This is a genomic window from Bradyrhizobium sp. JHI2711 (genome assembly GCF_056156565.1).
The window spans coordinates 62639-77328 of the sequence record NZ_JBPZPT010000005.1 but is presented as its reverse complement, the minus strand read 5'-3'; the positions used below and the strand labels follow the sequence as shown (position 1 = coordinate 77328).

Genomic DNA, 14690 nt, shown 5'->3' with positions numbered 1-14690 from the left:
GCTGGATTGCGCAACAATGGTCAGGCCGCCGTGGATCCAAATTCCGGCACGGCATCCTTCAGGATGGTCCTGATGGTGGCGCGATCGTCGCGCGCGATCGCCTGCTCAAGCGCCGCATTCCATTTGCGCAGCGTCTGCATCGGCGGCTCGTTCGGCTGCGCGGCCATGATGCCGGGCACGCCGATCTCGCGGGTCGGCTCCTCCGAGGCAAACAGGATCTCGTGCAGGCGCTCGCCCGGCCGCATGCCGGTGAACACGATCTCGATGTCGTAGCCCGGCTGCAGCCCGGACAGGCGGATCATGCGCTCGGCGAGATCGACGATCTTCACCGGCTGGCCCATGTTGAGCACGTAGACCGAGACGTCGGGACGCTGCGTCCCAAGCGCATGCGTCGCCGCGGTGATGACGAGATCGCAGGCCTCGCGGATGGTCATGAAGTAACGGACCATGTCGGGATGAGTTACCGTCACCGGCCCGCCGGCCTCGATCTGGGCCTTGAACTTCGGCACCACCGACCCGTTCGAGGCCAGCACGTTGCCAAACCGGACCGAGATCAGCCGCATCGGCGGCTTGCTGCCGTTCGCTCCGGCTGCGAGGTCGCGATCGAGCGCCTGGCAGTACATTTCGGCAAAGCGCTTGGTGAGGCCGAGCATCGACACCGGCTCGATTGCCTTGTCGGTAGAGATCATCACCATCGCCTCGGCGCCGGCGGCAACGGCGGCGTCCGCGACGTTGATGGAACCGAAGATGTTGGTTTTGACGCCCTCACTCCAATCGCGCTCGAGGATCGGCACGTGCTTGAGCGCCGCGGCATGGAAGACGATGTCGGGCTTGAACTCGGCCATCAGGCGCATGACGCGCTCGCGGTCGCGAATGTCGGCAATCCGGCCTTCGATCTGTGCGGTGGCACCACGCGCGGCCAGCGCCTCGGTGACCGCGTAGAGAGCCGGCTCGGAATTTTCCACGATCAAGAGACGTGCCGCGCCGAAGGCGACCACACGCTCGCAGATCTCGGATCCGATCGAGCCGCCGCCGCCGGTGACGATCACGGCCTTGCTCCTGATCAAGGCCTCCAGGCGAGCATAGTCGATCTTCTCGCTCGGACGCAGCAGGAGGTCCTCGACCGCAACCGCCGTGAGCCTTGGCGTATCGCCGCTCTCCAGCGAGGGCATCCGGCTCACGATCACACCCAGTTTGCGCGCCCGCATCAGGATCGATTCCGGATGCGACTCCGGCTCGAAAGCCGATGGTGTCATGATGAGGCGCGCGATGGGCTTGTCGCGCTTGGCGAAATCCGAGATCACATCCTCGACGTCGTCGATGCCGCCCAGCACCGGCACGTTGCGAATGAGCTGGCCCCGATCGGCAGGCGATGGTGACAAGACGCCGATCGGCCAGATGCGCTTGATCGCTCCGCTCTCAATGCCGCGCAGCAGCACTTCGGCATCCGCGGCGCGGCCGATCAGCAGCGTCGGCGCGGCCTCCCCGCCCCTCGCGTGACGCCGCACCCGCGTATAGCGGAAGTAGCGGTACGCCATGCGCAGCGCGCTGAGGAAGAAGATCTCGAGAAACCAGTAAAGGACGATCGTCACCTTGCCGAGAAAGAAGGCGCCGCGAACGTTGGGGGCAACGAGGATGTAGTCGAGCACGAGCAGCGCAACCGTGAGCACGGTCGCCGCGCGAATGATGTTCAGCGCGTCAGGCAGCGAGATGAAACGCCATTTCGTCGTGGTCAGATTGCAGAAGAAGAACACGACCACGCTGAAGGCGAGGAAGTAGGGCAGGATCTGGAACAGCAGCGGCAATCGAGCGTAGAAATCGTCGCCACCCTCGAATCGCAGATAGAAGGCGGCAAAAAGCGCTGCCGTGGTCGCCAGCAGGTCGTGGAGCGCGATCAGGAAATTGCGCGAGGTGAGATGCGTAAGTCGCGTCATCCGCCGACCGATGAAAACCCAGTTAGATGCAACCTGACCGCGCTGATAGCCCATCTCGACAAGACTTGCCAGCCGCGCGACCGCTCAGGAACCCGCTTCCGCCGTCTTGGTCCGAACCTGTTGTGCCCGGATCACCATGCCTCCGGCAACGCCGACTCCGATGACGTACATCCAGCCCTCGTGGAAGTCGAACAGATGCGAGTTGAACAGCGAGGTAAAGACGTTCTGCACCACGACTAGGAGTCCGATCCAATTGGCAATCCCGTCGCCGCGAAACAACCGCAGATGCAATATCCAGATCGCGTAGAGAATGGCGACGCCGATCGCGCCCCATTGCACCGCAACGTTCAGCGTCTGGTTGTGCGGGTTGCCGATCACCTCGGCTGACGCCCGCCGCTGACCGGCGGGCGTCGCGACGCGTTCGAACAACCCGCGGGTCGAACCGGTGCCGTGCCCCAGGATCGGCGCCTCCGCGAAGAAGCCGAGCGACTTCCGCCAGAACTCGAGCCGCATGCCCATGGAGGTTGCCTCGCCCCGTTCCACATAGCCGGTGTAATCGGTGGTAAACCTCTCGGCGGTGTGGCGCAATTGCGGCGAGGCCTGCCAGGCGAGAACGGCGCCGACGAGCAGCGCGCCGGAGATGATCGCGATGCTGCGCCATTTGAGGTGAAGCAGTGCAAACACGCCGAACATGATCGGAATGGTGACGAGCGCGGTGCGCGACACCACCACGAAGGTCATATTGATGAAGAAGCTAAGCGCCAGCGCCGTCAGCAACGCGGCGAACCAGTATCGCTTCTCGCGCAACAGCATCACGATCGGATAGGCGAGCGCCACCGCGCAAAGCGCGAATTCCTGGCTCTGGTCAATGTAGTTCTTGACGAAGATGCCGCGCTCGGGCGGATCGGTCTTGAGCGCGAGGTTCGGGTAGAAGGCGACCAGCCAGGACATCACCGACAGCAAGGCGCAGGACACCAGGAAGGCGATGAATATCCAGTGGCCACGCGGCGAGCGCTCGAAATGATAGAGCAGGACCGGCAGCACGAGCAGCTTGACGGTCGGATTGACCGCGTAGAAGCGCGCACCCCAGGCCGCGTCCGACCACAGCGTCCCCAGCAGCGCGAGAACGACCAGCGCGATCGGCGCAATGCAGATCGGACGCTTCAAGGACTGCAGGAAGTCGCGTAGATCGAGGAACGGCACCATGCAGATCAGCATCAGCGCGTTGAAGATCCCCGCAAGCGATGTCGACCAGGGCAGCGAGGCCGCAGTCAGGATCGCAAACAGATCGACTGTTTCACGCCAGGCCGCCGGACTGCGCAGGCGCCGCCGCAACATCTGGCCGGGGGTCTCGCGTGCGAGCGCCGTCACTTGCCCCCTCCCCGGGCGCGATGAACCAGCGCCGTCGTGCTGAAGCCCTGGAGGATGTCGACCAGCACGACCGCCCCGCCCGCGGCCTCGACCACCTCATGGCCGACGACCTGTTCGCGTGTGTAATCGCCGCCCTTCACCAGCACGCCGGGGTTGATCCTGGTGATCAGGTCGATCGGCGTGTCTTCCGTGAAGATGACGACGAGATCGACGGCCTCCAGTGCGGCGAGCACCTCGGCACGCGCGCGCTCGTCCTGGACCGGACGATCGGCACCTTTCAGCCGCCGCACCGAGGCGTCGCTGTTGAGCCCCACGATCAGGCGGTCGCAGGCGGCGCGCGCCGCGGTCAGCACCTTGACGTGGCCGGGATGAAGGATGTCGAAACAGCCGTTGGTGAAGCCGACGCGCAGGCCCTGCCTTTTCCATTCGGCGAGCTGCGCGTCGAGTGCTGCCGGGTCGAGCACGATCTTCTCTTCGGCCGCGAGCGTGGCATGCGGCAGGATCTTGCGTCGCAGCTCGGCCGCGCTGACACTGGCGGTGCCCTGCTTGCCGACCGCGACGGCGGCGGCGGCGTTGGCCATGCGCAGTGCCGTGTCCCAGTCCGCGCCGGCCGCGAGCGACACCGCAACCGCAGCGGCGACGGTGTCACCGGCGCCCGAGACGTCGCGCACCTTCACCGGGACGGCCGGCACGTGGACGGCCCCGCCATTCCGCGGCACCAAGGTCATGCCGTGCTCGCCCTGGGTGACCAGGATCGCCTCGCAATCGGCGAGCCGCATCACGTCCTCGCTGGCCTCGACGATGCTCTGCACCGTGTCGGCGCGGCTGCGGGTCGCTTCCGAGAATTCCTTGCGGTTGGGCGTGAGCAGCGTGGCGCCGCGATAGATCGCCCAGTTCAGGCTCTTGGGATCGACGATGACGGGCTTGCCGAGCTTGCGCGCGGCATCGATGGTGTGGCGGATCACGCGAGCCGTCAGCACGCCCTTGGCATAGTCGGACAGCAGCACGATGTCGGCGCGCGCGATCTGCGGCAGGATCGCGTCGATCAACTTCGTTTCGATCTCGTCGGACGCAGCCAGCGCCTGCTCCCAATCCGCGCGCAGCATGTGCGTGGAAAAATGTTCGGAGACGAAGCGGACTTTTCGCGTGGTCGGCCGCCAGGCGTCGCGCACCAGCACGCTCTCGATGCCGGCTTGATCATTGAGCGCGGCCTCGAGCCGCGTGCCGGCCTCGTCCTCGCCGATGAGACCGACGAAGATGCAGCGCGCGCCGAGCGAAGCGACGTTGCGCGCGACGTTGCCGGCGCCGCCGACGTGGATCTCGCTGCGCTGGGCGGCGATGACGGGCGCCGGCGCTTCCGGCGAGATCCGCGACACCTCGCCGTAGACGAACTCGTCCAGCATGATGTCGCCGATGCACAGCACCGTACGGCCTGAGATGGCTTGCGCGAGGGCATCGAAATCGAGAATGGGCGTCGGCATGGTCGAAAGGGCCTCAGCGAAAGCGGTCGGGCCGGTCGAGATAATCCCCGACATAGGCCTTCACCGCGTCCTCGAGCGTCGTGAAGCCGCCGTTATAGCCGGCGCGGAGCAGACGATCGACCTCGCTCTGGGTGAAATACTGGTAAGCGCCGCGGATCTGCTCGGGCATGTCGATGTATTCGATGTTGGGACTGGTGCCGAGCGCCGCATAGGCAGCCAGCATGAGGTCCTTGAAGCTGCGCGCCTTGCCGGTGCCGACGTTGAACAGGCCGGACACCGACGGCGTCGCGAGCAGCCAAAGAACCACGCGCGCGACATCGTCGACATAGATGAAATCGCGACGCTGATCGCCGTCGGCGATGCCCTCGCGATGCGACTTGAACAGCTGCACGACGCGGCCTGCCCTGACGTCGTCGAAGCGCCGCGCCAGCACGCTCATCATCGAGCCTTTGTGATATTCGTTCGGCCCGAACACGTTGAAGAATTTCAGGCCGGCCCATTGCGGCGGGAGCCGATCGCCGCGCGCCACACGTTCGGCGACAGCGAGATCGAACAGGTGCTTGCTCCAGCCGTAGAGATTCATAGGCCGCAACTTCTTCAGCGCCGGCAGCGAGGAATCGTCGTCGAAGCCTTCCGTGCCGTCGCCATAGGTCGCCGCCGAGGACGCGTAGATGAACGGCACGGCATTCATCGTGCACCAGTCCAGCAGGCGCATCGACAGGCGGAAATTGGTCTCGACGACGAGATCACCGTCGGTCGCCGTGGTCGCGGAAATCGCCCCGAGATGGATCATGGCCTCCAGCTTGCGGCCCTTCAGCCAGTCCATCAGCTCGGTCGGGGGAACGATATCCACAAGCTGCCGCTTGGCGAGATTGCGCCATTTGCCTTCGGTTCCGAGGAGATCGCAGATCACGACGTCGCTGCGACCGGCCTCGTTCAGCGCGGCCACGACATTCGATCCGATAAAACCGGCCCCGCCGGTCACCAGCAACATTCCACCTACCTGCCCGATTTTAGGTGCCCGATCCTGCCCTAGCGCATGATCCGCCAAAGTGTAAGCTGTTTTGGGATTGCTCTTCTGCCGCCTTTACCTGCCGGCCCGGAGCGGCTAACCGAGCCGCCATATCGGCACGTGGTCGGCCCTCATAACGAATGAATATTGATTCGCAACTTGGTAGTGATGCAGATCGGAGCGACACACGCCCGATCCTGATCGTCCCCTACATGTGGATCGGCGATTTCGTGCGGAATCACACCGTCGTGCGGGTCCTGAAGGAGCGCTGGCCGAACCGGCCGGTCGATCTCCTCACCACCTCCCTGTGCGCCCCGCTGGTGGACTACATGCCCGGGGTGCGCGCCGGCATCGTCTGGGATATGCCGCGCAGCCGGCTGGCCGTCGCACGCCAGTTCGGCTTGGCAGGGCTGCTGCGGAAACAGAATTACGGCACTGCCCTGGTGCTGCCCCGGACCTGGAAAGCGGCCATCGCGCCGGCACTCGCCGGTATTCCTGAACGGATCGGCTTCGTCGGCGAGTTCCGGTTCGGCCTGCTCAACCGCTGGCGCTGGGGTGAGAAGAAGCTGCCCCGCTTCATCGACAAGAACGCCGCCCTCGCCCAGCCCGACGGCGCGCCCCTGCCCGCGGAATGGCCGGTACCGCAACTGCGCGTCCCGGCCGAGGAGATCGCCCGGTGGCGCGAGGCCAATGGTCTCGGTGCCGGCGCTGCGGTGGCACTCGCCCCGGGCTCGGTCGGCGTCTCCAAGCGCTGGACCTCTTATCCCGAAGCCGCCCGCCTGCTGGTCGAGCGCGGCCTCGAGGTCTGGGTGGTCGGCGGTCCCGCCGAAAAGGAGCTCGCCCAGGAGATCGTCGCCGCCGGCGGCCCGGGCGTCCGCGATCTCACCGGCTCGGACTTGCGCAACGGCATCCTCGCCATGGCCGCCGCCGGCGTTGCCATCTCCAACGATTCCGGCCTGATGCACATCGCAGCCGCCCTGGGCACGCCGACCATGGGCATCTTCGGTCCCACCAGCCCCTATCTCTGGGCCCCGCTGAACGGCCTCGCCGCGACACTGGTGCAGGACAAGGAAAAGCTGTCCTGCCAGCCCTGCCAGAGCACGGTCTGCAAGGTGAACGACCACCGCTGCATGCGGAATATTGCGGCAAGCGAGGTGGTGGGGATTGCGGAGAGGGTGCTGGGGGAAGCGGGAAGCGGGTGACGAACTGAGGCGATCGTGGCTCGGGCCGATGATGACATCCTGCCACTGTTTTGCCCGACGAGTCAAAATTCGTTCGAAAAATCCGCAATCTCTCGAACTCTCCGCCAACTCCTTGATTTTGCTGACCCCGGCTACTGTGCATGGGGTTGTTTTCGCGGTTTTGTTTGCGACAGACGAAAACGGCCTCAGAGCAGCGGCCGATAGACCGCGCCGATCCGCGCCGCCTCGGCATCGAGGCTGAACTTCTCGAGCACCCGCGCCCGCCCGCGCTCACCCATCGCGGTCGCCGCAGCCACATCACGCATCAGCGGCTCGAGCGCCGCAGCGAGCGCGTCGGCATCTCCCGTCGGGATCAGCACGCCGGTGACACCATCCTCGACGACGAGCTCCGCCGCGCCGGCGCGTGCGGCCACGAGCGCGCTGCCGGCCGCCATCGCCTCGATCAGCGTCAGACCAAAGCCTTCGTTGCGCGAAGTGAAGGCGTAGATGGTCAGGCGCTGATACCAGCGCTGCACTGCTTCGATCGGCAGCTCGCCGGTGATGACGATGCGCGACTGCAGGTTTGCTGCCTCGATGCGCTTCTTCAGGTCGTTGGCAAAGGGCGTCTGCTCGGCCGTCACCTGCCCGACGATGACAGCGGTGAAATCCGGATAGCGCGGCAGCAGCCGGCACATCGCATCGACGAACAGGTCGGTGCCCTTCTGCGCCCGCACGCGGCCGAAACAGCCGATGGCGTAGCGGCCCGGCAGGCCGCTTTCGGCAAAGGCCGCAGCGCGGTCCTGGGGCGGCGCATAGACGTCGGTGTCGACGCCGTGCGGGATCACCGTCGCCGTCACCTTCAGGAACGAGGCCGAGATGTCGCTCGTCGCGATGATCGCATCCATCTGTCGGATCAGCCAGCGCGTGATCCAGCTATGGTGCCGCTGCGCCGCCGAGGTGAACACGAGCTTGAGCGGCCAGCCGAGCGCGCGCAAGCCAACGCCCGCGATCATCTCGTTGTTGCGGCGCGCATGCCAGATCACAGGCCGCTTGCGGCGCCAGAGCTTGAGGAGATCTCCGATGCTCAGGCGCGCGATCCCCGCCGGCGCGTCCGAGCCGAACCAGGCGGCGCGGTACAGCTTTGCCAGCCGCGGCGCCACCATCCGGTTGGTCGCGGTGACCCCGGAATAGCGCCTGTGCAGATTTGGCACGATCAATTCGAGATCGCCGGGGAAACCCGCCACGTCACACTCCATTTCGCAAAGTCCCTATACGCAACATTAAGCATAGTGACCAGTTCAGCCGCTCCGATACCCCCTCTTCACCACGCAAGCGCTAGCCTTGCGCGTTGATCGAAGACGGGTGAGATCATGACTGTGCTAGTCACCGGCGGCGCCGGCTATATTGGAAGTCATACGGTCCTGGCGCTGGCGGAAGCCGGCGAGGACGTCGTCGTGATCGACGATCTCTCCACCGGTTTCTCGGCCTACCTTCCCGAAGGCGTGCCGCTGTTCATCGGCGATGCCGGCGACGAGAACCTGCTCGAAGGCGTGATCGCCCAGCACGACATCGAGAGCATCATCCATTTCGCAGGCTCGGTGGTCGTGCCGGATTCGATGCGCGATCCGCTCGGCTATTACCGCAACAACTTCACCACCGCGCGCAACCTGCTCAACGTCGCGGTCAAGCGCGGCATTGGCCGTTTCATCTTTTCCTCGACCGCTGCGGTCTACGGCAATCCGGACCAGGTGCCGGTGCCCGAGCACGCGCCGACGCGGCCGCTGTCGCCTTACGGCTCCTCGAAGCTGATGACCGAGATCATGCTGCACGACGTTGCAGCCGCCTACGGCATGCAATACGTGACCTTGCGTTACTTCAACGTCGCCGGCGCCGATCCGCAGGCGCGCATTGGGCTAGCCACCGTCGGCGCCACGCACCTGCTCAAGATCGCGGTGGAAGCCGCCACCGGCCAGCGCGCCAAGATCGACGTGTTCGGCACCGACTATCCGACCCCGGACGGCAGCTGCATCCGCGACTTCATCCACGTCACGGACCTGTCGCAGGCCCATCGCTCGGCACTCGCTTATCTGCGCAATGGCGGCGCCTCGTCCACGCTCAATTGCGGCTATGGCCGCGGCTATTCGGTGCTGGAGACCATCGACGCGGTGCGCCGGGTTTCGGGCCGCAGCTTCGCCGTGCAATACGCCCCGCGCCGGCCCGGCGACATCATGACCATGGTCGCCGACACCAGCCGCATCCGCAGCCTGCTCGACTGGCGGCCGCAATACGACGACCTCGAGACCATCGCAGCCCATGCGCTGGCCTGGGAGGACAAGTTGTTCCGCGAGCGCCACGGCGAGCTCCGCCACGCCGCCTCCGCCTAGAATCATCCCAAGCGCAAGCCCTTAATTGGGCTTGAAAAACCCGGCTTGAGCGGGCACAGAGGCCCATCGATCCCTGACGCGCGGGCAGGCTTTTGTCCTGCGCCGTCAATGGACACCGGATGGCCCAGTTTCCAAAGAAAATCACCGACGATCCCTACGCGGCAGCGGTCCTGATTCGCCGCCTGATCACGGAACAGGGAATCATCTACTGGCGGCGCTACCTCGTGGCCTTCGCGCTGATGGCGCTGGCGGCCGGTGCGACCGCAGGCGCGACCTACGTGCTCGGCCAGGTCATCAACCAGGCCTATGTCGACAAGAACATCCCGGGCATCGCGATGTTTTCGGGGATCACGGTCGTTCTGCTCTTCATCAAAGGCGTGGCGACCTACGGCCACATGGTGATCCTGACCAAGATCAGCAACGCCATCCTCGCCACCAACCAGCGCCAGCTGTTCGCCAAGCTGATGCGCGAGAGCGTCGGCTTCTTTTCCGAGCGGCACTCCTCCGAATTCCTGGCGCGGCTGACCGCCGGCGCCAAGTCGATCACCGACGTCCTCAACATGCTGGTCAACGCCGTCGGGCGCGACCTCCTGATGCTGCTCGCCATGATCGGCGTGATGGTGTGGCAGGATCCGCTGATGTCGTTCATCGGCCTCGTCGCAGTGCCCCCGGCGATGCTGGTGCTGCGCAAGCTGGTCAAGCGCATCAAGGGCCTCGCCTTCAACCAGTTCACCGGCACCGCCGACATCATGGAGACGATGCAGGAATCGCTTCAGGGCATCCGCACCGTCAAGGCGTTCACGCTCGAAGAGACCATGCAGAGGCGCATCGACGAGAACATCGCGGTCGTCGAACGCAACGCCAACAAGATGGCCCGCGTCGCCAACCGCTCCAACCCGCTGATGGAGATGCTGGGCGGCTTCGCCGTCGCGGGCTGCCTGATGTATGGCGGCTATGCCGTGGTCGCGCTGAACGCCACGCCCGGCGCGTTCTTCTCCTTCATGACCGCATTCCTGATGGCGACCGAGCCGGCCAAGCGGCTGGCCCGGCTCAACATCGATCTCAACAGCCAGCTCGTCGGCGCCCGTATGCTGCTCGAGGTCGTCGACAGCCCCGCGAGCGAGCAGTCCGACGATGACAAGCCGGCGCTGAAGCTGACAGATGCCCGTATCGAGCTGCGCGATGTCAGTTTCTCCTATCGCTCGGGCGAGACGGTGCTCAACCGGATGAGCTTCGTCGCGGAGCCCGGCAAGGTGACTGCGCTGGTCGGCCCCTCCGGCGGCGGCAAGTCGACCGTGCTGGGCCTGCTCCTGCGCTTCTACGAGGTGACGCAGGGCGACATCGTGATCGACGGCCAGCCGATCTCGTCGGTCTCGCGCAAATCACTGCGCGCCCAGACCGCCTATGTCGGCCAGGACGTCTATCTGTTCCGCGACACCATTCGCAACAACATCGCCTTCGGCAAGCCGGACGCCAGCGAGGACGAGATCGTCGAGGCGGCGAAGGCGGCCTGCGCGCACGACTTCATCACGGGCTTTCCGCTCGGCTACGACACGCCCGTCGGCGAGCACGGCACCCAGCTCTCGGGCGGACAGCGCCAGCGCATTGCGGTCGCGCGCGCGCTGCTCAAGAACGCGCCGATCATCCTCCTGGACGAAGCCACTGCCGCGCTCGATTCCGAATCCGAGCGGCAGGTGCAGGAGGCGATCGAGCATCTCTGCCAGAACCGCACCACCATCGTGATCGCGCACCGCCTGCACACCATCATGCACGCAGACAGCATCCTGGTTGTCGAAGGCGGCGAGATCGTCGAGCAGGGCCGCCATGACGAGCTGCTCCGTCGCGGCGGCCGCTATGCCTCGTTCTTCCGCCTGCAGCATCACGACGCCGGCGCTCTGGCGCCGATCAGCGCAACCGCATAGAGTTCGTTCCACCTCAAGAGCAGCGAGACCCGCATGAACGCCGCCTCCTACGTCATCCCGCTTCCGCCCCAGGCTTCGCTTCCCGTCGTCGGCGAGAGCGGCCGTTATCCGGTACGCCGCATCTGGTGCGTCGGCCGCAACTATCTCGAGCACATCCGCGAGATGGGCAATGACGAGCGCGCACCGCCGTTCTTCTTCGCCAAGCATGCCGACATGCTGGTGCCCGACGGCGCCACCATTCCCTATCCGCCTCTGACCAAGGATCTGCATCACGAGGTCGAGCTGGTCGTCGCGATGAAGAGCGGTGGACTGAACATTCCCGCCGACAAGGCTCTGGACCACGTCTACGGCTACGCTGTCGGCATCGACCTCACCCGGCGCGATCTCCAGATCGCATCGCGCAAGAAGGAGCGCCCGTGGGAGATCGGCAAGTCGTTCGACTATTCGGCGCCCTGCTCCGCGCTGCAGCCGGCCTCGAAGATCGGCCATCCCTCCAAGGGCAAGATCTGGCTGACGGTCAACGGCAAGGAAGCGCAGAAGGGCGACCTCACCGAGTTGATTTGGAACGTGCCCGAGATCATCTGGCAGCTCTCCCAGCAGGTGAAGCTCGCCGCCGGCGACATCATCATGACCGGCACGCCCGCCGGCGTGTCGCAGCTCCAGCCTGGCGACAAGCTCGAATGCGGCGTCGACGGCATCGGCACGCTGAAGGTCAGCATCGGCCAGCCGGAATAAGGCTCGCTGCAGCTCGAACTCAAAAGGCCCCGGAATGGGGCCTTTTGCATGTCGATCGTGCACGCGGTCGAGCTACCAGGCCTTTACCGGCCGATTGGCGTGGCTCGCCTGCGGCACACCGCGATTGAGCGACATGTGCGAATGCACGCACAGCCAGCCATCGCCGTTCCTCGAAAACACCATCGTCGCGCGGCCTGGGCGCGCGAACGTGCTGCCATCGGGATGATAGCCCGTGCTCGTCCACGGCGCGACGACGGTTGCCATCATACCGTCCGGTGATGCCAGAACGGAGGTCTGATCGAGGACGAAACGGAAGTCGGTCGTCTTCGGCCAGACATTGTCCCATTGGGTTTTGACCCATTGATCGAGGCCGGGGATGACGTCGCTATGGGTGCCGAAGGCGAGCACGTCCGGATCGAAGAGCGGCCGCGCCGAGGCGTAATCGACCTCTCGGACATAACCCGCGAAGGTGTCCAGCCATCGGCGGAAGAACTGCGTGATCTCAGTATTCGCGGTCGGCAAAGAGGCCATCACCTGCTCCACATTCGGCAACTCAATCACGGCGATCTTTGTTGCCATGGGCCGGACGATCCAGCAAGATTTGTGCTCCGGGATCACTCGATCGCGACAGGTGTCACGTCACAGCCGGGTTCGATGCTTCGACATCGGCCGGCTCCATTTTGTGGGAGCCAGATTCATGAACCGCGTCCTTCTGCTTGCAGCCTCCCTCCTCCTCACGGGCAGCACAGCCGGCGCGCAGTCCAGTCAACCCTATGCCGGCCTTGAGAAGCGCCCCATCAAGGCGCTGTCACAGCAACAGATCGACGATCTCCGCGCCGGACGCGGTATGGGCCTGGCTCTCGCTGCGGAGCTCAATGGATATCCCGGTCCCAGCCACGTCCTCGAGCTCAGTGATCGTCTCGGCCTGACCGCCGATCAGCGCGCCGAGGTTCAACGGCTGTTCGATGCCATGAAACAGGAAGCCGTTCCGCTGGGTAACAAGCTCGTCGAGCAAGAGAGAGCGCTGGAAGACCTCTTCTCTTCCCGCAGGGTCACATCGGAAGCGCTCAAGACCAGCATTGGCGCCATTGCCGAAACTCAGGGGCAGCTCCGCGAGAGCCACCTCAAATACCACCTCTCAACCGCTGCCGTGCTCGATCAGAGCCAGATGCAGCGATATGCAGAGTTACGGGGCTATCAGCGTCCCGACGGCTCCGCAGGGCACAAGCACAAGCACCATCACTAGACAATGCCGACCGAGATCAGACGATCGCGCTAGGGCGGATCGAGATGAGGCAACGGCCGACCAAGCTTCGCTGATCCGCCCCGCGCATTTGCCTCAGTTCAGTGCCGAATACACGATGAGGCCGAGGATCAGCGCCGCCAGCGCGTATTTCAGCGTGTAGTAGACGTTGCGGTTCCACTCCTTCACCTTGCGGCTGGCGAGGTGGATCTCGTAGAGCTTGCCGAACACCTTGTTGAGCACGCCGACGTGCTCACCGTCGACATTCTGGGTCGCCGACGCCTTGACGATGTGATGGCTGACCCAGCGGTTGATCGCGGTCATGAAGCCGTACTTCATCGGGCGCTCGACATCGCAGAACAGGATGATGCGGTTGACGTCGGTCGCATTCTCGGCGCTGTGGATGAAGGTCTCGTCGAACATGAAGGCCTCGCCATCACGCCAGACGCATTCGACGCCATCGACGAGGATCCGGCACTTGTTCGAGTTCGGCGTGACCAGGCCGAGGTGATAGCGCAGAGAGCCGGCGAAGGGATCACGGTGAGCGCCGAGCTTGCCGCCGGGCGGCAGCATCGCGAACATCGCGCCATGCACGCTCGGTATCGATTTGAGTAGCTCCACCGTCGTCGGGCACAGCGTGTTCGCCGACGGCAGGAAGTCGTCGTACCATTTCAGGTAGAACCGCTTCCAGCCGCTCTTGAAGAACGAGTAGAAGCCCCAATCGTTGTTCTTCGCCGCCGCGCGGATAAAACCTTCATCGAACAGGCGCACGGCTTCGTCGCGGATGGTCTCCCAGTTCTCGCGGAGGGGCTTCAGCTCCGGAAACTGATCGACCGAGATCACCGGCTTGTTCGGCACCGCCGAGCCCGCATACATCAGCACATTGTAAGGTGCGAGATAGGTCGAGTGATCGCCGAGCTGGCGCGCGAAGCGCAGCCGCTGCTTGCCGCGGAAGTGGACGTAAATCGTCGAAGCCGCAAGCACGTACAAAATGACGAGCTGCGGCGCAAAAAGCTGTTTCAACATTTCCCCAACCCCCCAAGTGACCCAGCCGGGGTGTCGTGTAGCTCGACCCGGCCGGAGCGGCAAGATATTCGCCGGTGGGTTGCAATCACGCCGGGGAGAGCAAGGGTTGAAACTGGGGTCAAAACCGGCCGAAACGAGCCGAATCAGGCCCGCGACAGCGCCTGCAGGCCCTTGAAGGTCAGGCGTTTGGGGTCGGTGACGCCGGCGAGGTAGAGGCGGCGGATGAAGGCGATGACGGCATCGCGGTCGCAATCGGTCAGCGCGACGACGGCGTCGACCGCTATTCTCTGGGCTTCCATTGGGTTCACCTCGGCCTTGCGCGTAACCCCGGCCGAGACAGGCTAGGACTCATCCGTTAAATCGGCGTTAACCGTTCAGGAACCATCGCCGATTCAGCCGCC

At 64.7% G+C, this 14690-nt stretch carries 13 protein-coding genes; 5 read left to right on the top strand and 8 right to left on the bottom strand.

Annotated features, from left to right (window positions below; genetic code table 11):
* Window positions 1-20: 20 nt before the first annotated feature.
* From ACTEK7_RS31020 to rfaD, 4 genes are all read right to left on the bottom strand, one after another.
* On the bottom strand, window positions 21-1934 hold the full coding sequence (locus tag ACTEK7_RS31020) for an SDR family NAD(P)-dependent oxidoreductase (RefSeq protein ID WP_225148280.1): 1914 nt from the start codon (window positions 1932-1934) through the stop codon (window positions 21-23).
* 84 nt (window positions 1935-2018) lie between these two features.
* Window positions 2019-3305 carry an O-antigen ligase family protein gene (locus tag ACTEK7_RS31015; RefSeq protein ID WP_225148279.1) on the bottom strand — a complete coding sequence of 429 codons (1287 nt, stop codon included), beginning with the start codon at window positions 3303-3305 and terminating at the stop codon, window positions 2019-2021.
* Window positions 3302-4786 (bottom strand): D-glycero-beta-D-manno-heptose-7-phosphate kinase, encoded by a 1485-nt coding sequence (gene rfaE1 / locus ACTEK7_RS31010; protein ID WP_036029951.1) that lies wholly within the window; start codon window positions 4784-4786, stop codon window positions 3302-3304. Before rfaE1 ends, ACTEK7_RS31015 begins: the two co-directional genes overlap by 4 nt.
* Window positions 4787-4799: 13 nt before the next feature.
* A complete protein-coding gene (gene rfaD, locus ACTEK7_RS31005; protein ID WP_036029948.1) occupies window positions 4800-5780 on the bottom strand; it encodes an ADP-glyceromanno-heptose 6-epimerase in 981 nt (326 codons plus the stop codon).
* Between the two features lie 158 nt (window positions 5781-5938).
* Between rfaD and waaF the strand changes: the two genes are divergently transcribed.
* On the top strand, window positions 5939-7000 hold the full coding sequence (gene waaF / locus ACTEK7_RS31000) for a lipopolysaccharide heptosyltransferase II (RefSeq protein WP_036029947.1): 1062 nt from the start codon (window positions 5939-5941) through the stop codon (window positions 6998-7000).
* Between the two features lie 185 nt (window positions 7001-7185).
* Here the strand turns inward: waaF and ACTEK7_RS30995 are convergent, their stop codons facing one another.
* Window positions 7186-8223: a glycosyltransferase family 4 protein gene (locus ACTEK7_RS30995; protein WP_225148278.1), complete on the bottom strand. Its 1038-nt coding sequence runs from the start codon at window positions 8221-8223 to the stop codon at window positions 7186-7188.
* A 126-nt stretch (window positions 8224-8349) separates the two neighbouring features.
* Between ACTEK7_RS30995 and galE the strand changes: the two genes are divergently transcribed.
* From galE to ACTEK7_RS30980, 3 genes are all read left to right on the top strand, one after another.
* The gene (galE, locus tag ACTEK7_RS30990; protein ID WP_036015779.1) at window positions 8350-9363 is read left to right on the top strand and encodes a UDP-glucose 4-epimerase GalE; all 1014 of its coding nucleotides are present in this window, start codon (window positions 8350-8352) and stop codon (window positions 9361-9363) included.
* A 119-nt stretch (window positions 9364-9482) separates the two neighbouring features.
* Window positions 9483-11285 (top strand): ABC transporter ATP-binding protein, encoded by a 1803-nt coding sequence (locus ACTEK7_RS30985; protein WP_036015777.1) that lies wholly within the window; start codon window positions 9483-9485, stop codon window positions 11283-11285.
* A 33-nt stretch (window positions 11286-11318) separates the two neighbouring features.
* Window positions 11319-12020: a fumarylacetoacetate hydrolase family protein gene (locus ACTEK7_RS30980; protein WP_036029941.1), complete on the top strand. Its 702-nt coding sequence runs from the start codon at window positions 11319-11321 to the stop codon at window positions 12018-12020.
* 72 nt (window positions 12021-12092) lie between these two features.
* Here the strand turns inward: ACTEK7_RS30980 and ACTEK7_RS30975 are convergent, their stop codons facing one another.
* The gene (locus ACTEK7_RS30975; RefSeq protein ID WP_036015790.1) at window positions 12093-12551 is read right to left on the bottom strand and encodes a YybH family protein; all 459 of its coding nucleotides are present in this window, start codon (window positions 12549-12551) and stop codon (window positions 12093-12095) included.
* Between the two features lie 166 nt (window positions 12552-12717).
* Between ACTEK7_RS30975 and ACTEK7_RS30970 the strand changes: the two genes are divergently transcribed.
* Complete coding sequence (locus tag ACTEK7_RS30970) at window positions 12718-13266, top strand: Spy/CpxP family protein refolding chaperone (protein ID WP_036015773.1); 549 nt, start codon at window positions 12718-12720, stop codon at window positions 13264-13266.
* A gap of 93 nt (window positions 13267-13359) precedes the next feature.
* Here ACTEK7_RS30970 and ACTEK7_RS30965 read toward each other — a convergent pair whose 3' ends face one another.
* Together ACTEK7_RS30965 and ACTEK7_RS30960 are read right to left on the bottom strand one after the other, a co-directional pair.
* Window positions 13360-14289: an aspartyl/asparaginyl beta-hydroxylase domain-containing protein gene (locus ACTEK7_RS30965; protein ID WP_036029938.1), complete on the bottom strand. Its 930-nt coding sequence runs from the start codon at window positions 14287-14289 to the stop codon at window positions 13360-13362.
* Between the two features lie 143 nt (window positions 14290-14432).
* Entirely contained in the window at window positions 14433-14588 is a 156-nt protein-coding gene (locus tag ACTEK7_RS30960) for a hypothetical protein (RefSeq protein ID WP_007612486.1), read from the bottom strand.
* Window positions 14589-14690: the final 102 nt, after the last annotated feature.

Bases quoted from the DNA above. Each gene is read 5' to 3' on its own strand.
- ACTEK7_RS31020 (WP_225148280.1), bottom strand. From the start codon at position 1,934: ATGACGCGACTTACGCATCTCACCTCGCGCAATTTCCTGATCGCGCTC.
- rfaE1 (WP_036029951.1), bottom strand. From the start codon at position 4,786: ATGCCGACGCCCATTCTCGATTTCGATGCCCTCGCGCAAGCCATCTCA.
- rfaD (WP_036029948.1), bottom strand. From the start codon at position 5,780: ATGTTGCTGGTGACCGGCGGGGCCGGTTTTATCGGATCGAATGTCGTG.
- waaF (WP_036029947.1), top strand. From the start codon at position 5,939: ATGAATATTGATTCGCAACTTGGTAGTGATGCAGATCGGAGCGACACA.
- galE (WP_036015779.1), top strand. From the start codon at position 8,350: ATGACTGTGCTAGTCACCGGCGGCGCCGGCTATATTGGAAGTCATACG.
- ACTEK7_RS30985 (WP_036015777.1), top strand. From the start codon at position 9,483: ATGGCCCAGTTTCCAAAGAAAATCACCGACGATCCCTACGCGGCAGCG.
- ACTEK7_RS30980 (WP_036029941.1), top strand. From the start codon at position 11,319: ATGAACGCCGCCTCCTACGTCATCCCGCTTCCGCCCCAGGCTTCGCTT.
- ACTEK7_RS30975 (WP_036015790.1), bottom strand. From the start codon at position 12,551: ATGGCCTCTTTGCCGACCGCGAATACTGAGATCACGCAGTTCTTCCGC.
- ACTEK7_RS30970 (WP_036015773.1), top strand. From the start codon at position 12,718: ATGAACCGCGTCCTTCTGCTTGCAGCCTCCCTCCTCCTCACGGGCAGC.
- ACTEK7_RS30965 (WP_036029938.1), bottom strand. From the start codon at position 14,289: ATGTTGAAACAGCTTTTTGCGCCGCAGCTCGTCATTTTGTACGTGCTT.
- ACTEK7_RS30960 (WP_007612486.1), bottom strand. From the start codon at position 14,588: ATGGAAGCCCAGAGAATAGCGGTCGACGCCGTCGTCGCGCTGACCGAT.